The 19622-nt window shown below is 65.0% G+C and carries 13 protein-coding genes; 6 read left to right on the forward strand and 7 right to left on the reverse strand.

Annotated features, from left to right (window positions below; translation table 11 throughout):
* Nucleotides 1-234: 234 nt before the first annotated feature.
* Both FIV09_RS11040 and guaB read right to left on the reverse strand, forming a co-directional pair.
* Nucleotides 235-1734 (reverse strand): di-heme oxidoredictase family protein, encoded by a 1500-nt coding sequence (locus FIV09_RS11040; RefSeq protein WP_152449995.1) that lies wholly within the window; start codon nucleotides 1732-1734, stop codon nucleotides 235-237.
* Between the two features lie 451 nt (nucleotides 1735-2185).
* The gene (gene guaB, locus FIV09_RS11045; protein WP_152449996.1) at nucleotides 2186-3634 is read right to left on the reverse strand and encodes an IMP dehydrogenase; all 1449 of its coding nucleotides are present in this window, start codon (nucleotides 3632-3634) and stop codon (nucleotides 2186-2188) included.
* Nucleotides 3635-4156: 522 nt separating this feature from the next.
* On the opposite strand from guaB, the gene speB reads away from it, so the two are divergent.
* From speB to FIV09_RS11060, 3 genes are all read left to right on the forward strand, one after another.
* On the forward strand, nucleotides 4157-5116 hold the full coding sequence (speB, locus tag FIV09_RS11050; RefSeq protein WP_152449997.1) for an agmatinase: 960 nt from the start codon (nucleotides 4157-4159) through the stop codon (nucleotides 5114-5116).
* A gap of 138 nt (nucleotides 5117-5254) precedes the next feature.
* Complete coding sequence (locus FIV09_RS11055; protein ID WP_152449998.1) at nucleotides 5255-6403, forward strand: CaiB/BaiF CoA-transferase family protein; 1149 nt, start codon at nucleotides 5255-5257, stop codon at nucleotides 6401-6403.
* A gap of 77 nt (nucleotides 6404-6480) precedes the next feature.
* Entirely contained in the window at nucleotides 6481-8517 is a 2037-nt protein-coding gene (locus FIV09_RS11060) for an ASKHA domain-containing protein (protein ID WP_152449999.1), read from the forward strand.
* A 286-nt stretch (nucleotides 8518-8803) separates the two neighbouring features.
* On the opposite strand, the gene FIV09_RS11065 is transcribed toward FIV09_RS11060, so the two are convergent.
* On the reverse strand, nucleotides 8804-9802 hold the full coding sequence (locus FIV09_RS11065) for a serine hydrolase (RefSeq protein WP_152450000.1): 999 nt from the start codon (nucleotides 9800-9802) through the stop codon (nucleotides 8804-8806).
* 421 nt (nucleotides 9803-10223) lie between these two features.
* On the opposite strand from FIV09_RS11065, the gene FIV09_RS11070 reads away from it, so the two are divergent.
* Complete coding sequence (locus tag FIV09_RS11070) at nucleotides 10224-11978, forward strand: acetolactate synthase 3 large subunit (protein WP_152450001.1); 1755 nt, start codon at nucleotides 10224-10226, stop codon at nucleotides 11976-11978.
* A 94-nt stretch (nucleotides 11979-12072) separates the two neighbouring features.
* Complete coding sequence (ilvN, locus tag FIV09_RS11075; protein WP_152450002.1) at nucleotides 12073-12636, forward strand: acetolactate synthase small subunit; 564 nt, start codon at nucleotides 12073-12075, stop codon at nucleotides 12634-12636.
* A 16-nt stretch (nucleotides 12637-12652) separates the two neighbouring features.
* Here the strand turns inward: ilvN and FIV09_RS11080 are convergent, their stop codons facing one another.
* Nucleotides 12653-12997, reverse strand: a complete 345-nt coding sequence (locus tag FIV09_RS11080; protein WP_152450003.1) for a hypothetical protein — start codon at nucleotides 12995-12997, stop codon at nucleotides 12653-12655.
* A gap of 220 nt (nucleotides 12998-13217) precedes the next feature.
* Here FIV09_RS11080 and FIV09_RS11085 point away from each other — a divergent pair, with 220 nt between their 5' ends.
* Complete coding sequence (locus tag FIV09_RS11085) at nucleotides 13218-14024, forward strand: helix-turn-helix domain-containing protein (protein ID WP_152450004.1); 807 nt, start codon at nucleotides 13218-13220, stop codon at nucleotides 14022-14024.
* A 188-nt stretch (nucleotides 14025-14212) separates the two neighbouring features.
* Here FIV09_RS11085 and prfB read toward each other — a convergent pair whose 3' ends face one another.
* From prfB to FIV09_RS11100, 3 genes are all read right to left on the reverse strand, one after another.
* Complete coding sequence (prfB, locus tag FIV09_RS11090; protein WP_152450005.1) at nucleotides 14213-15337, reverse strand: peptide chain release factor 2; 1125 nt, start codon at nucleotides 15335-15337, stop codon at nucleotides 14213-14215.
* A gap of 267 nt (nucleotides 15338-15604) precedes the next feature.
* Nucleotides 15605-18112: a penicillin-binding protein 1A gene (locus tag FIV09_RS11095; protein ID WP_152450006.1), complete on the reverse strand. Its 2508-nt coding sequence runs from the start codon at nucleotides 18110-18112 to the stop codon at nucleotides 15605-15607.
* A 109-nt stretch (nucleotides 18113-18221) separates the two neighbouring features.
* Nucleotides 18222-19460 carry an N-acetylmuramoyl-L-alanine amidase gene (locus FIV09_RS11100; RefSeq protein ID WP_152450007.1) on the reverse strand — a complete coding sequence of 413 codons (1239 nt, stop codon included), beginning with the start codon at nucleotides 19458-19460 and terminating at the stop codon, nucleotides 18222-18224.
* Nucleotides 19461-19622: the final 162 nt, after the last annotated feature.

Genomic DNA, 19622 nt, shown 5'->3' on the forward strand with positions numbered 1-19622 from the left:
TCCCCGCCCTGATGCGCCGATCCAAAGAAGGCCGTGCGCGCCTGCTGACTTGTAACTTTCTTCCGCCATGCCCCCTGCAAAAGCCCGAAGTGGTGTCGCTCAGGTCAAATCTGCGCAATTTTCGGTCTCTTGAGAAGATTTGACTGCGCGACCTGACATGATCGTGTCCGCCATTGTCGAAAATCGCGCCATGGCTCGCAGGCACGTCTCCGCAGCTTGCATCGCTTGCGCGCTCTAGTGCGCGTCTTCGGCCTGATACATTACGAGGTTCTCAAGAAACGCGAGCAGCTTCTCCTGCGCCTCTGCATTCATTTGATCGAAACGCGCGACGCTCTCGGAGGCGTCTCCACCGTGAAGCAGGATCGCTTCTCTCAACGTGGTCGCCCGACCGTCATGCAGCCACGGGCCGGTCACACCGACGCCCGCGAGAGAGCGCGTGAGGAACATCGACGCGCCAAGACCAAGCGGATCGTCCGGATCCGACAGCGCAGGTCCCATATCGTGACGTTTGAGATCCGTGAACCACCGGGCAATCCCGCCCTCACCCTCCGAGGGTTCGAGCGCGCCCAGATGATACGTTTCGCCTGTGACGGCCTCGACCCGGTTGTTGGGCGGATCCGCCGCGAGATCGAAAGCGATGGCGGTCGCATCGGCGAGGCCATGAGACGCAGGAACAGACCCGTCCGGAAAGGTGGCGTCATGGAACCCGGCGACCCGGCTCGGTTCGCGGAATTCGGTGTCGGACAGGGCCATCTCAGGGATGTGACAACTGGCGCATCGGGCTTCCCCGAACAATGCCTCGCCTGCGACGATATCCGCACGCGCAATGTCGGAAAGCTCGAGCAATCCCAGATCAGCCAGTTCGATCTTGCTGACGGGCCTTTCCAACGCGGCCATGTAGACCGTGAGGGCGGTCATGTCTCCGACGGTCAGTTCATCGGTGACACCGTCGAAATCCCCGTCGAGATCTCCCACAAGTTCCACCGCTTGCAGACCCAATTCGTTGTGCGCCGCGCTTCGGGTGAAGGACCGGATCGTCGAATGGGTGCCCTTCCAGCCGAAGGCTTTTACGACGAGGTCATCGTCGATGCCTTCCAGCCTGGATGTATCGACGGCAACTTCGCAGGGCTCGGTCGATCGGCGTGTGACCTCCAATGTGCCGAAGGAGATGGTCTTGGCCGACAGGGGCGCCACCGCGCGTCCGGTGCCGCATGCTTTCGTGATGGCGGCGTCCCGTTGCAGGTAAAGCTCCAGGCTCATTTCCTCCGCAAGCCGTTGAGGAATGCCGAGCGCGAAAAGCGGCAATGTATTGCGCTCCAGGTACTTCGAGGGATCGCCGGTGTGACCGGGATCGATCACGACATTCAGGGCGACGTCGCCCGCGCCGTTGGCAAAGGGCGCATTATGGCAAGCGATACAGGACGTGGCGTTCGCACCGCCTTCGCGCTTCGGGATGTGGTTGGCCCATTCGTCAGCCCCGGTCAGATCCGCCCTCGGGAACCGGGTGAATCTGCGCCCTTCACCGATATTTGCTCCAACCCCCGCCGCGGCGTCGAAACTGAATTCGGTCAACTCGTCCCCGGCCTCGAAGGCGTGAAGAAAGGCCTCAGCCGCTTGTCCGTTCTGGACCATGGCGTTGAGCTCGCTCTGTTGGACAGGCTCGAGTGCGGCTTCACCCGAAGCGGCCGCGGTCGATACGGACGCGAACATCGCGCAGAGTACAAAGAACCTCATGCCAGTTCCTTTCTCTCAGCTGGATACACGCCTAGGTTGCATGATCCGATCTGCATGTACAGTCGCGTTACCGCCGGGATGGATTTTCGGCGGCTTTCCGTTGGCGAAGGAGTGGCGTTTGCGGCGCTCCTGCTGCCCGAAGCAGCGTCAAAGCGCGCTATTGATGAAAATTTCGGCGTAGATGCGCGTCAGTGAAAGGAGCGCTCGTGTGATCGAGCCCTGATGCGATGGGGGGCACGCGGCACCTTGCCAGAAGACGGTGGCGGCACGGAACCGTCAGACCGCGGCGTGCTCTGCGGCCTCCGTCTTCGGCGCCCGAATGCCGTGTCCCGCTGCGCGAAAGGCCCCCAACCCGCTCACAGGGCCGTCACCTCCTGCCCTTGCTCCGCGACAAAAAATGCCCGGCGCGGCCAGGGGCCGAACCGGGCATATTGCATCTCGGGCGCGTCTTTTAGCCGATGCGGTAGTTCGGGCTCTCCCGCGTGATTGCCACGTCATGCACGTGGCTTTCGCGCAGGCCCGCATTGGTGATGCGCACGAAATTGCAGCCGCCCCGCATATCGCCGACCGTCGCATTCCCGGTATAGCCCATCGCCGCGCGCAGGCCGCCCACGAGCTGGTGGAGCACCGTGCCGGCCGAGCCCTTGTAAGGCACCTGCCCCTCGATCCCCTCGGGCACGAGCTTGTCGGAGGCGGCATCTTTCTGGAAGTACCGATCCGCAGACCCGCTGGCCATCGCCCCGAGCGAGCCCATGCCGCGATAGGCCTTGAAGGAGCGCCCCTGATAGAGGATCACCTCGCCCGGGCTTTCATCCGTGCCTGCGAGCATCGAGCCCACCATCGCGCAGGACGCGCCCGCCGCGATGGCCTTGGCGAAATCGCCCGAGAACTTGATGCCGCCATCGGCGATGACCGGAATGTCGCCCGCTGCCGCGGCGCAATCCATCACCGCCGTCAGCTGCGGCACGCCGACGCCCGCGACCATGCGCGTGGTGCAGATCGAGCCCGGCCCGATGCCTACCTTGACCGCATCCGCACCCGCATCGATCAGCGCGCGCGTGGCCTCTGCGGTCGCCACATTGCCCGCGATGACCTGCAGCTCGTTCGACAGACGCTTGGCGCGGCGCACGGCCTCGATCACGCCGGCTGAATGGCCATGGGCCGTGTCGATCACGACGACATCCACGCCCGCATCCAGAAGCGCCTCGGTCCGCTCGAAGCCCGCATCACCCACGGAGGTGGCCGCAGCCACGCGGAGGCGGCCCAGATTGTCCTTGCAGGCGGTCGGGTTCACGACGGCCTGCTCGGTATCCTTGAGCGTCAGAAGGCCGGTCAGCTTGCCGTCCTTGTCGGTCACGAGCAGCTTTTCGATCCGCCGCTCCTTCATCTTGTTGATCGCCTCGTCGCGATCCGCAGGCTCGTGCAGAATGGCGAGGTTCTCGGAGGTCATCATGGCATGCACGGGCGTGTCGTCCCGACCGGCAAAGCGCATATCGCGGTTGGTCACGATCCCCACGACGCGATGCGCCTCGTCGATGACCGGAAAACCGGTGAAACCGTAGCGCTCCGTCAGCGCGCGGGCATCGGCCAGCGTCTGGTTCGCGGTCAGCGTCACGGGGTTGTACACGATACCGGATTCGAAGCGCTTGACCCGCCGGACTTCGCGGGCCTGCTCCTCGACGCCGAGGTTCTTGTGGATGACACCCATGCCGCCCGCTTGGGCCATGGTGATGGCCATCCGCGCCTCGGTCACCGTATCCATCGCAGAGGACAGAAGCGGGATGTTGAGCGCGATCGACTTTGTCACCCGCGTGCGGGTATCGGCGGTCGAGGGCAGGACCTCGCTCGCACCGGGAATGAGAAGGACGTCATCGAAGGTGAGTGCCTCGCGAATCTCCATGGTCGGACCTTTCCGTGGGGAGCCTCGTTTGGCGCTTCCCTATTACATGGAGCGGAGTGATTGGAAAGGCCAAGCACGGGTTTTCTGGCATATGCGCGGATCGACCGCGCCACGGCCATGGCACACGGCCGCCAGAAGAGCGTTTTTTGGGAAAGGTGAAGCGGTATGGCCAGGCCCGGCAGACCAAAGCCTGCGCGGGGCGGCGCATGCGGGAACCGAGGGCGCGAAACAAGGGCGCCTTGATCCCTCTAGGTGCCGCGGGCCCGATATGCTGGGCCGCGCCACCGTCCCGTCCCGGTCCGGTCAAGACGCGAATGCTGCGGGGAGAGTATCGCGGGCCCTGCCCTCCGCCTTTCCGAATTGGGACCCAGCGGATGAATTGGCCCGCCTGCGAGCCAAGAGGGGGCCGGCCCCCTCCTCCGTCCGCGGGCTTGCCCGTGGACATGACCTGCATGCGCGTCTTGCGCGCATTCCGCCGGATCCGCGCTTGCCACGGGCCGCGCCTGCGTCGACACTGACCGCATGAGCCATGGATACGATACGGGCCGACTCAACCTGCCCTTCACCGGAATTTGCACCTTCGCCAAGAAGCCGTTCGAGCCGGACTGGTCCCGTCTCGATGCCGATGCGGCGATCCTGGGTGCCCCCTTCGATGCAGGCACGCAATACCGCGCGGGCGCACGGTTCGGCCCGCGCGCGGTGCGGGAAGCCTCCACGCTGTTCTCCTTCGGTCATGCAGGCGCCTACGATCACGAGGACGATGTCACCTATCTCGGCCCCGACGTGCAGATCGTCGATATGGGCGATGCGGACATCATCCATACCGACACGCATCAAAGCCACGCCAATATCGAAACCGGCATCCGTGCCGCCCTGCGCGCCGCAGCGCTTCCGGTGCTGATCGGCGGCGATCACTCGGTGAATATTCCCGCGATCCGCGCCTTCGACGATGCGGGCGACATCCATGTTCTGCAGATCGACGCGCATCTCGATTTCGTCGATGAACGCCACGGCGTCCGGCACGGCCACGGCAATCCGATGCGCCGCGCGGCAGAGCGGCCCTATGTCACCGGCCTCACCCAGCTTGGCATTCGCAATGTCAGCTCCACCGCGAAGGAAGGCTATGACGATGCCCGCGCGATGGGCGCCGATATCCTGTCGGTGCGGCAGGTGCGCCGCGTTGGCGCCCGTGCTGCGGCCGCGCGCATCCCGCCCGGGGCCCGCGTCTACATCACGCTCGATATCGACGCCTTCTGCCCCTCGATCGCGCCGGGCACCGGCACGCCGTCCCATGGCGGCTTTCTCTATTACGAGGTGCTCGAGATCCTGCAGGAGGTCGCCCGCGCCCATGACGTCGTCGGCATCGACCTCGTGGAGGTGGCCCCGGATTACGACCCGTCCGGATCGACAGCGATCCTCGCCGCGCAGATCCTGATGAACCTTCTGGGCTTCGTCTTTCACGCCCGCCGCGCCGGGGGCTGAGCCCGCGCAGGAAGAATGCGCCATCTGGAAAGCAGCTTGCCGCCGATCCCGGCGCGCGCGCCCGAAATCCCTTGCATCGCCGCGTTGCAGCGCGTTCAAACGTGTAAAACACGACCCTGAGCAGACGAGCCCCTCACAATGTCACAGCCGCTTGCCGGACTGATCGTCCTCGACTTCAGCCATGTGGTCGCGGGCCCCTTTGCGACACGTATCCTCGCCGATCTCGGCGCCCGCATCATCAAGATCGAGCGCCCGGGCACGGGCGATGACGGCCGCGCGCTGCCGCCCTTCAAGGCCGACAAGAGCGCGCATTTCGCAGCGCTCAACCATTCCAAGGCCTCCATCGCGCTCGACCTGAAATCGGAGGCGGGACAAGAGATCGCCGAGCGGCTCGTCGCGCGGGCCGATATCATCGTGGAGGGCTTTCGCCCCGGCGTCATGGACAAGTTCGGCTTGGGCTATGAGGCGCTGCAGGCGCGCCATCCCCGGCTCATCTATGGATCGATCTCGGGCTACGGCCAGACCGGGCCCGATGCGAAGCGCCCCTCCTACGACGTGATCGCCGAAGCGCGCGGCGGCGTCATGGCGGAAACCGGGGAGCGCGGCGGGGAGCCGGTGCGCCTGGGCGCTCCGATCGGCGATATCGCCGCTTCCATGTATCTCGTTCAAGGCATCCTCGCCGCCCTCTTTGATCGCGAACGCACGGGCCAGGGGCGCCGGATCGACGTGGCGATGCTCGATGCGCAGCTTTCCCTGCAATCGCGCGGCGTGGCGCAAAGCGCCGTGGGTGGCAAGACGCCCGAGCCGCGCGGCACGCGGAGCGCGGAGATCGCCCCGTCGGAAGCCGTCGCCACCTCTGACGGGCGGATTGTGCTGGCGGCGGGCAATGACCGGCTTTTCGAGAAGCTCTGCACCGCCCTGAACCTGCCACTCAGCGATGATGCGCGTTTTGCCACCAATGCCGACCGGGTGCAGAATGCGCGCCTTCTGCGCCGCCTGATCGAAGCGGTCACCTTGGAGAAGACGCGCGCCCATTGGCTGGCCCGTCTGACCGCCGCGGGCATTCCCTGCGCGCCCGTCCAAGGCATCGACGAGGCCATGAAGGATCCGCAGATCACCGCGCGGAACATGGTGGTGGACGTGCTCGACCGGAACGGGCGCAAGGCCTATCTCGCCCCCGGCAATCCTATCAAGATGTCGAGCGCGGAGGATCGCACCGTGCGCACCCCCGCCCCGGACCTCGACGGCAATCGCGGCGAGATATTGCGCTGGCTCGACGGAGAGTGACCGCGACACGTCGCCTCCCGTCTTTCCCTTGCCTGCAAAATACCTAATGTGCCCGGCGAACAGCGTTAGGAGCCATCATGACACGCGATCCCCTCGTCGTTTTCACCCCGTCGGGCAAGCGCGGCCATTTCCCGGTCGGAACGCCCGTCCTGCAGGCCGCGCGCCAGCTCGGGGTCGATCTCGATTCGGTGTGCGGGGGGCGCGGGATTTGCTCGAAATGCCAGATCACGCCCTCGTTCGGGGAATTCTCCAAACATGGCCTGACCTCGCGCGAGGATGCGCTGTCCGAGTGGAACGCGGTCGAGGCGCGATATGACGAAAAGCGCGGGCTGAAGCCGGGCCGCCGCCTTGGCTGCCAGGCCAAGATCGAGGGCGACGTGGTCATCGACGTGCCCGCCGAAAGCCAGGTACATCGCCAGGTCGTGCGCAAGGCTGCGAGCACGCGCGCCATCGCCATGGATCCCGCCACCCGTCTGCATTTCGTCGAGGTGGCCGAGCCGGACATGCACGTGCCCACGGGCGATTTCGAACGCCTCGCTTCCGCGCTCAAGCGCGAATGGGGCATCGAGGGGCTGGTGGCCGACCTTCCGGTCCTGGCCACCCTGCAAACGGTGCTGCGCAAGGGCAAATGGCAGGTGACGGCGGCGGTACACACTGATCACCAAGGGGGCGCGCCCCGCCTCGTGGCGCTTTATCCCGGCCTGCATGAAAGCGGCATCTACGGGCTTGCCATCGATCTGGGCTCGACCACCGTGGCGGCGCATCTGACCGATCTCGATACCGGCGCGGTCGTGGCCTCGGCGGGCGTGATGAACCCGCAGATCCGCTTCGGCGAGGATCTGATGAGCCGCGTCTCCTACGCGATGATGAATCCGGGCGGCGATGCGGAGATGACCCGCGCCGTGCGCGAGGCCATCGACACGCTGACGGGCGAGATTGCCGCCGAGGCCGGGATCGATCCGGCGCTGATCCTCGAGACGGTCTTCGTCTGCAATCCGGTCATGCACCACCTGCTTCTGGGCATCGACCCAGTGGAGCTGGGCCAGGCGCCCTTCGCGCTTGCCACCTCCGACGCGATGACGCTGACCGCGCGCGATCTGGGCCTTGCCGCCCTGCCCGGCGCGGCGCAGATCTACGTTCTGCCGTGCATTGCAGGCCATGTGGGCGCCGATGCGGCGGCAGTGGCGCTGTCCGAGGAGCCCGGCAAGTCTGACGATCTGGTGCTCGTCGTCGACGTGGGCACCAATGCCGAGATCCTTCTGGGCGACAAGAGCCGCGTTCTGGCCTGTTCCTCGCCCACGGGTCCGGCCTTCGAGGGCGCGCAGATTTCAAGCGGCCAGCGCGCCGCCCCCGGCGCCATCGAAGCGATCCGCATCGACCCCGACACGAAAGAGCCGCGCTTCCGGGTGATCGGCTCTGACCTGTGGTCGGACGAGCCGGGCTTTGCCGAAGCCGTCGGCGCGGGCGGCATCACCGGCATCTGCGGCTCGGGCATCATCGAGGCCGTGGCGGAGTTGCGCCTTGCGGGCCTGATGGATGAAAGCGGGCTTCTGGGCTCGGCCGAGCAGACGGGCAGCACGCGCATGGTCGCGGACGGGCGCACGCATGAATACCTGATCTGGGACGGGACCGCGTCGGGCGGGCCGCGCATCACGGTGACACAAGGCGATATCCGTGCGATCCAGCTCGCGAAATCGGCGCTTTACGCGGGCGCGCGCCTTTTGATGGACGAACGCGGCGTCGAGAAGGTCGACCGCGTGGTGCTGGCGGGCGCGTTCGGGGCGCATATCTCTCCCAAACACGCCATGGTGCTCGGCATGATCCCGGATGTGCCGCTCGACAAGGTGACCTCGGCGGGCAATGCCGCCGGGACCGGCGCGCGCATCGCGCTGTGCAATATCAACGCCCGGGCCGAGATCGAGCGTGTGGTGCGCGAGATCACCAAGGTCGAAACGGCAATCGAGCCGCGCTTCCAGGAGCATTTCGTCGCGGCCAATGCGATCCCGCACAAGACCGACCCGTTCCCGGAGCTGAATGCGATTGCGGCCATTCCCAATGTGGTCTTCGGCGCGGGCGGAGACCGCGAAGGCGGGCGGCGGCGGCGCAGGCGGTAAGGTTTCCTGCCGTCGCGCGCGTGGCGACGGGCCACCAGAAGAGCGTTTTTTCAGAAAGGTGAAGCGCAAGACGGCAGCGCTTTATCAATGAAAATGCGCGGGCGGCCCTTTCGGGAGCCGAGGGTGGAAAACAAGGGCGCGCCGATCAGGGCTGCGCACCCGGCCGGACGATGCGGCCGCGTTGCGGTGCGGCGATCCCGAAAGTGCGGGCCTACACCTGTTTAGCAGGTCGCCCGAAAGTTGAGGCGATTGCAGGCCATCGTGGGGCTGGCGCCCATGCCGCGCCTTAGACTTGCTGCAGAATGTCTGACATGAGCGTTTTCAAATCGCCGAAATAGCCGCCTGAGCGCGCGGGCCGCGTCGGATCCGAGGTGATCGAGATGACCACCTCGCGCTCCGGTGCGACGGCAAGGATCTGTCCACCATAGCCGCGACCATAGCGCACCGGCGTGCCGTCGATCTCCGTCAGGAACCAACCGTAGCCATATCCGTCCCCGGAGAAGGGCGAGCGCGCGCGCCGCTGCCAGGACGTCTCGATCCAGTTCTGCGGCACAATTGCGGAGTCCTGCGACAGAACGGCTTCGCCGATCCGGGCGAGGCCTGCCGCACTCACGGCCATTTCGTTGCCACCCAGATAGCGGCCCTGCGGGTCGCGCACCCAGATGGGCATCGCCAGATCAAGCGGGTCGCCAATCCAGTCCTGCGCCAGATCGTGCAGATCGCGGCCCGTGGCGCGCGCCAGCACCGCGCCCAGAACGTGCCAGCCGCCGGTGGAATAGATGAACCGTCCGCCCGGCTCCGCGACCAGATCGCGGGTCAGGACATAATCCACCCAGTCACTGCTCGCGATCCAGGCGCCGTAATCGCCGCCCGAAGTGCTGTCGAGGCCGGTGCGCATGGACAGAAGATGCCCGATGGTCAGCGCGTCGCGGGCATCGCCCGCAGGCGCGCGGCCCAGAAGTGGCAGAACCCGCGCATCCGTCCCGTCTAGCGCGCCTTCCGCAATCGCGCGGCCCGTCAGCAGCGCAAGGAGGGTTTTCGAGACCGACTTGATATTCGCGGGCGCCGAGAGGGCGGGGCCGCGAAACGCCTCCGCGAAGACGCGCTCCCCGCCTTTCGAGATGACGAGCGCATGCAACTGATCGAGCCCGGCGGCGCGGGTTGCGAAATCGGACGGCGCGCCCGCATCTTGCGCCCAAAGCCGTGCGGGGGCCGCAAGACAGGCGGCTCCGGCCAATCCGCGCAAGGTGGCACGTCGGGTCAGTTGGATCGGATGGTTGGTCATCAAGGCTCCTGCGGATTGCGCGCTGCACCCTTCGAGGTGGCCGATGGCGCCGCCGATCCAAGGGCAAGCCGGTCACGTTCTCGTGCTGGCGCGGCGCGAGGCGGCGCTGACGCGACGTCTGCCCTGCGGAATTTCCAAGATCGATCCCAAGACCCGCGCCAGACGCAACATTCGCAAAGAAGTGCGGCAGGCCGACGCAATCTTTTCTGAATTTTGGCGGTTGACCCTGCCGTCACACCTCCCTAAACGAAGATGGCACGCTGACGGAGAGCACAAGATGGGCACCCCCCTTGTAGGCATCGTAGGATCTTGGCGCATGGGCCGGTAACGGACACCCTGACAGGTACCCCATGCGCCCTCGGAAAACCGGGGGCTTTTTTATGCGCGCGACACGACTGAACGCCTCAGATGGAGACACTCGATGAGCAAGGCGATGACCGGAGCGAAAATGGTGGTTCAAGCCCTGAAGGATCAGGGTGTGGACACGGTATTCGGCTATCCCGGCGGCGCTGTGCTGCCGATCTATGACGAGATCTTTCAGCAGAACGATATTCGCCACATCCTGGTGCGGCACGAACAGGGTGCGGTGCACGCAGCCGAGGGCTATGCGCGCGCCACGGGCAAGCCCGGCGTCTGCCTCGTCACCTCGGGGCCCGGCGCCACGAATGCCGTGACCGGCCTGACCGATGCGCTGATGGATTCGATCCCGATCATCGTGCTGACCGGCCAGGTGCCGACCTTCATGATCGGCTCCGACGCGTTCCAGGAAGCCGACACCGTGGGTATCACGCGCCCCTGCACCAAGCATAACTGGCTGGTGAAGGAGACCGAGAAGCTGTCGGCCACGATCCACGAAGCCTTCCATGTCGCGACCGCGGGCCGCCCCGGCCCCGTCCTTGTCGACATCCCGAAGGACGTGCAGTTCGCATCGGCCGAATACCAGCCGCGCCACGCCGCCAAGACCCAGCGCTACCAGCCGCAGGTTAAGGGCGACATGGAGATGATCACCAAGCTCGTCGAGGCAATCGAGACGGCATCCCGCCCGATCTTCTACACCGGCGGTGGCGTGATCAATTCGGGCCCCGCGGCCAGCCAGCTTCTGCGCGAGCTCGTGGATGCGACGGGTTTCCCGATCACCTCGACGCTGATGGGCCTCGGGGCCTATCCCGCCTCGGGGCGCGGATGGCTCGGCATGCTGGGCATGCACGGTCTCTACGAGGCCAACCTCGCCATGCATGGCTGCGACCTGATGATCAATGTGGGCGCGCGCTTCGACGACCGGATCACGGGCCGGCTCGATGCCTTCTCGCCCAATTCCAAGAAGGCGCATATCGATATTGACCCGTCGTCGATCAACAAGGTCGTGCGCACGGATTTCCCGATCATGGGCGATGTGGGCCATGTCCTAGAGGATGTGCTGAAGGTCTGGAAGGCGCGCGGGCGCAAGGTCAACCGCGAAGGCCTGCAGCGCTGGTGGGCCGAGATCGAGGAATGGAAGAAGGTCGATTGCCTGAAATACAAGCCCTCCGGAAAGTTGATCCGCCCGCAACACGCGCTGGCGCGGCTCGAGGCGCTGACCAAGGATCGCGACCGCTACATCTGCACCGAGGTCGGCCAGCACCAGATGTGGGCGGCGCAATATCTGGGCTTCGAGGATCCGAACCGCTGGATGACGAGCGGCGGCCTCGGCACGATGGGTTACGGCTTCCCGGCCTCGATCGGCGTGCAGATGGGCCATCCCGACGCGCTGGTCATCAACGTCGCGGGCGAAGCCTCCTGGCTCATGAACATGCAGGAGCTGGGCACCGCCGTGCAGTTCCGCCTGCCGGTGAAGCAGTTCATCCTGAACAACGAACGCCTTGGCATGGTCCGTCAGTGGCAGGAACTTCTGCACGGCGAGCGCTATTCGCAAAGCTGGTCCGAGGCCCTGCCCGATTTCGTGAAGCTGGCCGAAGCCTTCGGCTGCAAGGGGATCATCTGCAACGATCCGGCAGACCTCGATGACGCGCTCATGGAGATGATCGAGCATGACGGACCGGTGGTCTTCGACTGCCTCGTCGAGAAGCACGAGAACTGCTTCCCGATGATCCCGTCGGGCGAGCCGCATAACAAGATGCTGCTGGGCGAGGCGTCCACCAAGGACGCGATCGGCGCCAAGGGCGCAGTGATGGTGTGATATGCGGGGGCGCGCTGATGCGCGCCCCCTGCCCCATGCCACCCAGTCGAAACGACCGGCGCGCAAGCTCGCGCCTCCTTCAAGGAAACGCCATATGTCCGCATTGAAGATCAAGAAGGGCTCGACCAAGCATTCGGCCTACAATCTCCGCCCGACCTTTTCCGAGCATCAGGAGACGCACACCCTTGCAGTGATCGTGGATAACGAGCCCGGTGTCCTCGCCCGGGTCATCGGCCTGTTCTCGGGACGCGGCTACAATATCGACAGCCTGACCGTGGCCGAGATCGATCATGCGGGCCATCAGTCCCGCATCACCATCGTCACGACCGGCACGCCCCAGGTGATCAACCAGATCAAGGCGCAGCTTGGCCGCATCGTGCCGGTGCATGAAGTGCATGACCTGACCGTCGAAGGCGGCTCGGTGGAGCGGGAGCTCGCGCTGATCAAGGTCGCGGGCACAGGTGACAAGCGCGTCGAAGCATTGCGGCTTGCGGATATCTTCCGGGCGCAGGTTGTTGATTCAACGCTGGAAAGCTTCGTCTTTCAGATCACCGGCACGCCCGAGAAGGTTGATGCCTTTGCCGATCTGATGCGGCCCCTGGGCCTGCTCGAAGTGGCGCGCACCGGGGTTGCAGCCCTGGCGCGCGGCACTCACTGATCGAGGGATTGCGGAATTAAGCGACGCAGCTTTCGCGCTGCTCGCTGTCCTCGTCCGGCGTGGAGCGGATCGGGAAAATATTGTTTGCGGCGGAAATATCGCCGCGGACAAGCATCCGCGGAAGCGGCTTGTGGGAGCCTTGCTGAACGCGGCGAAGGTTACCTGCACGACGATAGAGATCGTCCGCATCTTCAACCGAACACATTACAAGATCCCCTGCATCTATCTCGGCTCCGAGATGCGTGGTGTCGGTGTCCGGCGTGACGAAGGCCAGATCCCCCTGGTCCTCACACCAAATGACCGCTGTACCCTTTTGAGCGTTGGCCCAAAGCACGACTCCGTAAACGTTGTTCCTGGTCATTTCTCAAATTCCTTATTCCCCATTGGTTTCAGTCTCCGAGAAAACAGGCGCAACGCATATGGACCAAGCTGACACTCTGCGGAGCAAATTGTGCCAACAGCCGATTACAGTGGCGCTTGATAGCGTCGGTGTTGTAGCCTAACTGCGTCAGAAGTGAGGGTTTTGGTGTCTCGTTATTTTGGGTTTTTATGTAGAATGAGCTGAAATACAGGGATTTTCGATGCCGGATACAGACCCGCCAAACCCATCGGATCTCAGGGCCCGGTTTGGCGCTAATCTGCGTCACCTGAGCCGACGGGCGCCGTCAATCTCTGCATTGTGCCGAGAAATCGGTATAAATCGTACGCAGTACAACCGCTACTTGTCCGGTGAAAGCTTCCCCAGACCCGATATCCTGCACCGCATCTGCGAATTCTTCGACGTGGATGCGCGCATCCTGCTCGATCCCGTGGAGGAGATCGAACGCGGTCGCCACGGATTGACCTCATCGGCGGAATTGCAGGATTTCCTCGGCGGAAAGAACGTGCTGGCCCCACCCGAGGCGGACTTCCCGTCCGGATTCTACCGCTTCACACGCCCCAGTTTCGTCGATGACGAGCGATTTCTGATCAGCATCGTGATGATCTACCGCAGATCCGGTCAGGCCTTTCTGCGCGGTCTCGAAGCACGCGAGGCAATGCGGCGTCAGGGCCTCCCCCTAGATCGGAGGATGCGCGAATTCCGCGGGCTGGTCATCCCGCAATTCAACGGAGTCGCGATCCTCATCAGCCGCCGGGGCGGTCAGACGACGAGCTTCAACTTCCTGAGCCGCGTCCCGACATTCGAGAACAATTTCTGGTCCGGCTATACCGCGCGCACCATCTCGGAGACGGAAACCGGCGCGCGATTTGCCCGGCAGGTCTATGAACATATCGGTCCGTCGCGGGCCAACGCGCTTCGGGCGGCCCGTCAGTCCGGTCTTTGCGAGGCGGCAGACCTGCCGCCCTTCCATCGTCAGCAATTGAAAGTCGGTCAGGCCCTTACCTGACCCGCCGCCGGTTTCGGCCGCAGGGTTCAACGGGCGCGTCTTACACTCATGGGGTTCAGCGCGCGCGATGCTCAAGGTGTGTCACGCCGAAGAGCCACCCCAGACGGGCACCCCATTCATGCAGAACGATACGCTTCTCTCACGGGATCGGACCGGACCAAGCGCGCTTTATCAACCCGCCCGTAGGCTTATTCCGCCTGCGCGTCCGACCGGCTCTTGCCCGACACTTTCAGCGCCAGCGTCGCCGCCATGAACGGATCGAGCGCCCCGTCCAGCACGCCCTGCGTGTCCGAGGTCTCGACCCCCGTGCGCAGATCCTTGACCATCTGGTAGGGCTGCAGCACGTAGGAGCGGATCTGGTTCCCCCAGCCCGCCTCGCCCTTGGCCTCGTGCTGGGCGTTGATCTCCGCGTGACGGCGGTCCAACTCCATCTGGTAGAGGCGCGATTTCAGCGCCTTCATGGCGATGTCGCGGTTCTGGTGCTGCGATTTCTCCGACGAGGTCACGACAATGCCCGTGGGCGCGTGAGTGATCCGCACCGCCGAGTCGGTCGTGTTGACGTGCTGACCGCCAGCCCCCGAGGACCGATAGGTGTCAACGCGGATATCGGCGGGGTTCACCTCGATCTCGATATTGTCGTCGACCACCGGGTAGACCCAGACGGAGCAGAAGGAGGTATGCCGCCGCGCCGCCGAATCGTACGGCGAGATGCGCACGAGGCGATGCACGCCGGATTCGGATTTCAGCCAGCCATAGGCGTTGTGCCCGGAAATCTTGTAGGAGGCCGATTTGATACCCGCCTCTTCGCCGGGGCTTTCGGATTGCAGTTCGACCTCGTAGCCCTTCTTCTCGGCCCAGCGGACATACATCCGCGCCAGCATCGATGCCCAGTCGCAGCTTTCCGTGCCACCCGCGCCGGAATTGATCTCGAGGAAGGTGTCGTTGCTGTCCGCCTCGCCGTCGAGAAGCGCCTCCAACTCCTTTGTGGCGGCCTTCTCGGCCAGGGCCCGCAGCGCCGCCTCCGCCTCCGACACGATCTCCTCGTCGCCCTCGGCCTCGCCCATCTCGATCAGCTCGACCTGATCGCTCTTTTCCTGGGCAATGGTCCGGTAGGTGTCCATCGCGTCGACCAGCAATTGCCGGTCCCGCATCAGCTTCTGCGCCGCGTCGGGATCGTTCCAGAGGTTGGGGTCCTCGACACGGGCGTTGAACTCTTCAAGCCGGTGTTCGGCGGTGTCCCAGTCCAGCCGCTGGCTCAGAAGGGCCAGCGATTTTTCGATCCGCTCGACATTGTTTTCGGCTTCAGCGCGCATGGAGGCTCCGACGATCTCTGGAAACTGGACGCGGTGATACCCCATCGCCCGATGGCTCACAAGCCGCCCCTGAAAGGCGCCCCCGCCCGCCGCGCCGGGTGCCGGACTTTGGCCAGAAGCGGACCCCGCAGGCACCATCCGCGCCCATCCGTCAGGGCCGCTCACGGCGTCCCCGTTTCACCTTTCAAATAAAACGCAAAACCGCCGCGCGCGCCGCAGGCGCGCGCGGCGCGGATCGGCCCGGGCTTTGCCCGGGTCGAAACCGGATCAGTACAAACCGCCCGAGGACAGGGTGCCGAAGCTCGCTTTCGGCCCCACGACCGCCGTACCACCGCTCGAGGTCGTGACCTCGCGCGCAGTGCCGCCGGGGGTGATGACATCGAAGCCCGATCCCATCGCCCAGCCGCCGTCGAACTGGATACCGAACATGGGCTCGAGGCCCTCCCGGAAGCATTCCGCCACCACGTTCGCGCCAGAGGCGCCGTCGCCCAGCCGTGCGCCTGTGTTGCGGTCGATCTTGATGAACATGCATTCCTCGGGCACCGCGAAGTCGCCCCCGCCATATTTCGCCACGGCCTCCTGCATGAAGCGCTGGAAGACCGGGCCGCACATGCCCCCGCCCGACGCGCCGCGCCCCAGGCTGCGCGGCTGGTCATGGCCGATATAGCAGCCCGCCACGATGTTGGAGGTGAAGCCCACGAACCAGACATCCTTGGCATCGTTGGTGGTGCCGGTCTTGCCCGCGGTCGGCACGGGCAGGTTGACAGTGCCCGATGCGGTGCCGCGATCCACCACGCCCCGCATCATCGAGGTCAGCTGATACGCCGTGACCGGATCCATGATGCGTTGGCGGTTATTGGCAATGCGCGGCGCCTCGCCCGGCGGCAGGTTCGGATCGGTGCAATTGACGCAGACCCGTTCATTGTCGCGCTCTTTTTCGTGGTTGTAGACGGTGCGCCCGTAGCGGTCCTGCACACGGTCCACGAGTGTCGGCTCCACCCGCTCGCCGCCATTGGCGAACATCGCATAGGCCGCGACCATCTTGAACAGCGTCGTCTCCTCGGAGCCCAGCGAGTTCGCGAGGACCCGCTGCATGTCCTCGTAGACGCCGAAGCGCTCGGCGTAGCGCGCGACGGTGTCCATCCCGATCTCCTGCGCAAGGCGCACGGTCATCAGGTTCCGCGACCGTTCGATCCCGGTGCGCAAGGGCGTCGGCCCGTAGAACTGGTTGGAGGCGTTCTTGGGACGCCACACACCCTGGGGCGTGTTGATCTCGATGGGGGCGTCCACGACGATCGTCGCGGGGCTGTAGCCGGAATCGAGCGCGGCCGCATAGACGAAGGGCTTGAAGCTGGAGCCGGGCTGCCGGTTGGCCTGTGTCGCGCGGTTGAAGACCGAATGCTGGTAGGAAAAGCCCCCCTGCATCGCGAGGACCCGGCCGGAATTGACGTCCATCGCCATGAAGCCGCCCTCGACCTCGGGCACCTGGCGCAGGGTCCAGCGGATGAATTCGCCCCCGTCATCGGCGATCATCCGGCGCACATGCACCACGTCGCCGCGCGTGAAATTGTCGAAGAAATCGCCGCGCAGCCAGCGGATATCCTCGCGCGGGACGGTGCCTTCGCCCTCCCCCTCGATGCCGAGGGTCAGCGTGTTTTCGGCCACGTCCAGAACCACCGCCGGGTACCACTGGCTTTCGAGATCGATGTCACGCGCAACACTCACATCGCCAAGCGCGTCCTGCCAATCGGCCAGCGCCTCTTCGGGCAGGGTCTTGCCCGTGCCGCGCCAGACGCCGATCGAGCGGTCGTATTGCTCAAGTGCGATGCGCAGCGACCGAGCGGCGACGTCCTGCATCTCGGGATCGAGCGTCGCCCGCACCGAGAAGCCGCCCGAGAAGAACTCGCCCTCGCCGAAATCGCGACTGAGCTGGCGGCGAATTTCATCGGTGAAGTAGTCACGCGGCGGAAGCTGCTTCTGGAACGGCTCGAAATCGCCGTTCTGGACGGATCGCAGCGGCATGTCCCGCTCGCTTTCATACTCGGTTTCGGAGATGTAGCCGTTCTCGTACATCTCCTTCAGCACGAAGTTGCGCCGCGCGAGCAGACGATCCTTGTTGCGGACCGGGTGATAATCCGACGGGGCCTTCGGCATCGAGGCGAGGAACGCCACCTCATGCGGGGCAAGCTGCGACAGCGTCTTGTTGAAATAGGTCTGCGCCGCGGCGGTCACGCCGTAGGAGTTTTGCCCGAGGAAGATCTCGTTCAGGTAAAGCTCCAGGATCTTGTCTTTGGACAGCGTGCCTTCGAGCCGTGTGGCAAGGATGATTTCCTTGATCTTGCGCTCGGCGCGCCGGTCGCCGCCCAGCAGGAAGTTCTTCATCACCTGCTGCGTGATCGTCGAGGCGCCCCGCACGTCCTGACCGCGCGACCGGACGGCATCGACGATGGCCGCGGCGATACCGCGCGGGTCGTAGCCCTCATGGACGTAGAAGTTCTTGTCTTCCGCCGAGATGAAGCCCTGCTTGACGAGGTCGGGGATCTCGTTGGCGGGCGTGAAGAGACGCCGCTCCTGCGCGAATTCGTCGATAATCCGGCCCTCGGTCGAATAGATCCGGCTGATCGTGGGCGGCGTGTACTGCGCCAGGCTCTCATGGCTGGGCAGATCGCGACCGTAGATCCAGAAGATCGCCCCGATCGAGATCGCGATGGCAGCAATGCCCAGCGTCAAAAGCGAGAAGATCGCACCAAAGAAGGACAGGATGAAACGGGTCATGGCATACGCCTCGAGCACAGGATTTGTGACGCCAGTATAGAGGAACGGCGTCTAGGTCAAAACACACAACGGTGCGGTATCAGCACGCATCCGCCGGAGGAACGCTCCGTTATTGCCGCCGGAGCCCCGCCAGTGCCGCATCCTCGACCGCCCAGGCCAGAAGACCGTCCCGCAGCCCGGCCGCCATGCCCGCCCGCCAGGCGGGATCGCGCAGCTTTTTCAGATCGTCCGGTGTCGACAGGTAGCCGACCTCGACGAGGACCGAGGGGATGTCGGCGCTTTTGAGGACCGAGAAGCCGGCGCTACGCAAGGGGCGTTTGTGGGTATCGCCGGTGGCATTGTCGATCCCGGCCACAAGCGCGCTGGCAAGCGCTGTGCTGCGCGGCGTCGTGTCGAGGCGTGCGAGGTCCATCAAGACGCCTGCGACGCGATCATCCGTGCGCGCAAGATCGAGCCCCGCAAGGATATCGTCACGGTTGTGGCGCTCGGCGAGCGCCGCCGACGCGGCATCAGACGCATCCTCGGACAGGGTGTATACCGTCGCACCGCGTGCGATCCCCTCCTCCAGCGCATCGGCATGAAGCGACATGAAGAGATCCGCATTCGCGTCATGTGCCGCGGCGACGCGGGCCTCGAGCGAAACGAAGACATCCGCATCGCGGGTCATCGTGACTTCGAAACTGCCATCGCGCAGCAGCACCTCTTTCAGCTCGCGCGCGAAGGTCAGCATCAGATCCGCCTCGGTCGCCCCGCCATGTTCGGCGCCGGGATCAATGCCGCCATGGCCGGGATCCAGGACCACATGCAGCGGCCGTCCCTCGACCCCGCCACGGGGCATGGCGCGCACGGGCGCGGGTGGCGGCAGATCCCAGCGGGGATCGCGCGGCGCCCCGGCCTTGGCCGCGAAGCGTTCGGGCTCCGTGGGCTGCAACGCCACCTTGAGCCGCGCCGTGCCCGCGCTTTCGTCAACGCTGAGCCCGGCCTCGGTGACAGCATAAGGCCCGTTCAACACCGCCACGAGCCGCGACCAGCCGGCCCGATACGCCCCCATGCGCAGTTCGGTGACAGCCTCCGCACGGTCCAGATCTTCGGCCCGCGTGGTGCCCCAGTCGACCTCGCGAAAATCGAGAACCAGCCGGTGCGGTTTGTCGAGCGTGAAGAGCCGCCAGGGCACGCCCTGGCTGAGCGCCAGTTCGATCGAGGCCCCCTTGCCCCAGCGCGCATCGGTTATGCCGCTGTCTGTCGGATCGAGACGCGCGAGACCGCCCAGGTCCTGCGCCTGAAGCGCCTGAAAGGGAGCGGTCACGCCAAGGATCAGTGCCGTCAGAAGGGCGATGGGTCTGCTCATACCGCCTCACGTTTGTTGTTGGCATCTCTATAGCGCAGAGCCTGGGGGGCTGTCTGCCCCTGTCGCCCTTGTTCTTGCGCCAATGGCAAGCAATGCCCGCTTTTTGGGTCTCACCGTGACAGGCCCGGTTTGCCCGAGGGATGACCGCATTTGCCATGATGC

Origin of the sequence: Roseivivax sp. THAF197b (genome assembly GCF_009363255.1) — a bacterium.
GTDB lineage: Bacteria > Pseudomonadota > Alphaproteobacteria > Rhodobacterales > Rhodobacteraceae > Roseivivax.

Excerpts from the sequence above, each read along its gene's own strand:
- FIV09_RS11040 (WP_152449995.1), bottom strand. The coding sequence starts at position 1,734 with ATGAGGTTCTTTGTACTCTGCGCGATGTTCGCGTCCGTATCGACCGCG.
- guaB (WP_152449996.1), bottom strand. The coding sequence starts at position 3,634 with ATGGAGATTCGCGAGGCACTCACCTTCGATGACGTCCTTCTCATTCCC.
- speB (WP_152449997.1), top strand. The coding sequence starts at position 4,157 with ATGAGCCATGGATACGATACGGGCCGACTCAACCTGCCCTTCACCGGA.
- FIV09_RS11055 (WP_152449998.1), top strand. The coding sequence starts at position 5,255 with ATGTCACAGCCGCTTGCCGGACTGATCGTCCTCGACTTCAGCCATGTG.
- FIV09_RS11060 (WP_152449999.1), top strand. The coding sequence starts at position 6,481 with ATGACACGCGATCCCCTCGTCGTTTTCACCCCGTCGGGCAAGCGCGGC.
- FIV09_RS11065 (WP_152450000.1), bottom strand. The coding sequence starts at position 9,802 with ATGACCAACCATCCGATCCAACTGACCCGACGTGCCACCTTGCGCGGA.
- FIV09_RS11070 (WP_152450001.1), top strand. The coding sequence starts at position 10,224 with ATGAGCAAGGCGATGACCGGAGCGAAAATGGTGGTTCAAGCCCTGAAG.
- ilvN (WP_152450002.1), top strand. The coding sequence starts at position 12,073 with ATGTCCGCATTGAAGATCAAGAAGGGCTCGACCAAGCATTCGGCCTAC.
- FIV09_RS11080 (WP_152450003.1), bottom strand. The coding sequence starts at position 12,997 with ATGACCAGGAACAACGTTTACGGAGTCGTGCTTTGGGCCAACGCTCAA.
- FIV09_RS11085 (WP_152450004.1), top strand. The coding sequence starts at position 13,218 with ATGCCGGATACAGACCCGCCAAACCCATCGGATCTCAGGGCCCGGTTT.
- prfB (WP_152450005.1), bottom strand. The coding sequence starts at position 15,337 with ATGCGCGCTGAAGCCGAAAACAATGTCGAGCGGATCGAAAAATCGCTG.
- FIV09_RS11095 (WP_152450006.1), bottom strand. The coding sequence starts at position 18,112 with ATGACCCGTTTCATCCTGTCCTTCTTTGGTGCGATCTTCTCGCTTTTG.
- FIV09_RS11100 (WP_152450007.1), bottom strand. The coding sequence starts at position 19,460 with ATGAGCAGACCCATCGCCCTTCTGACGGCACTGATCCTTGGCGTGACC.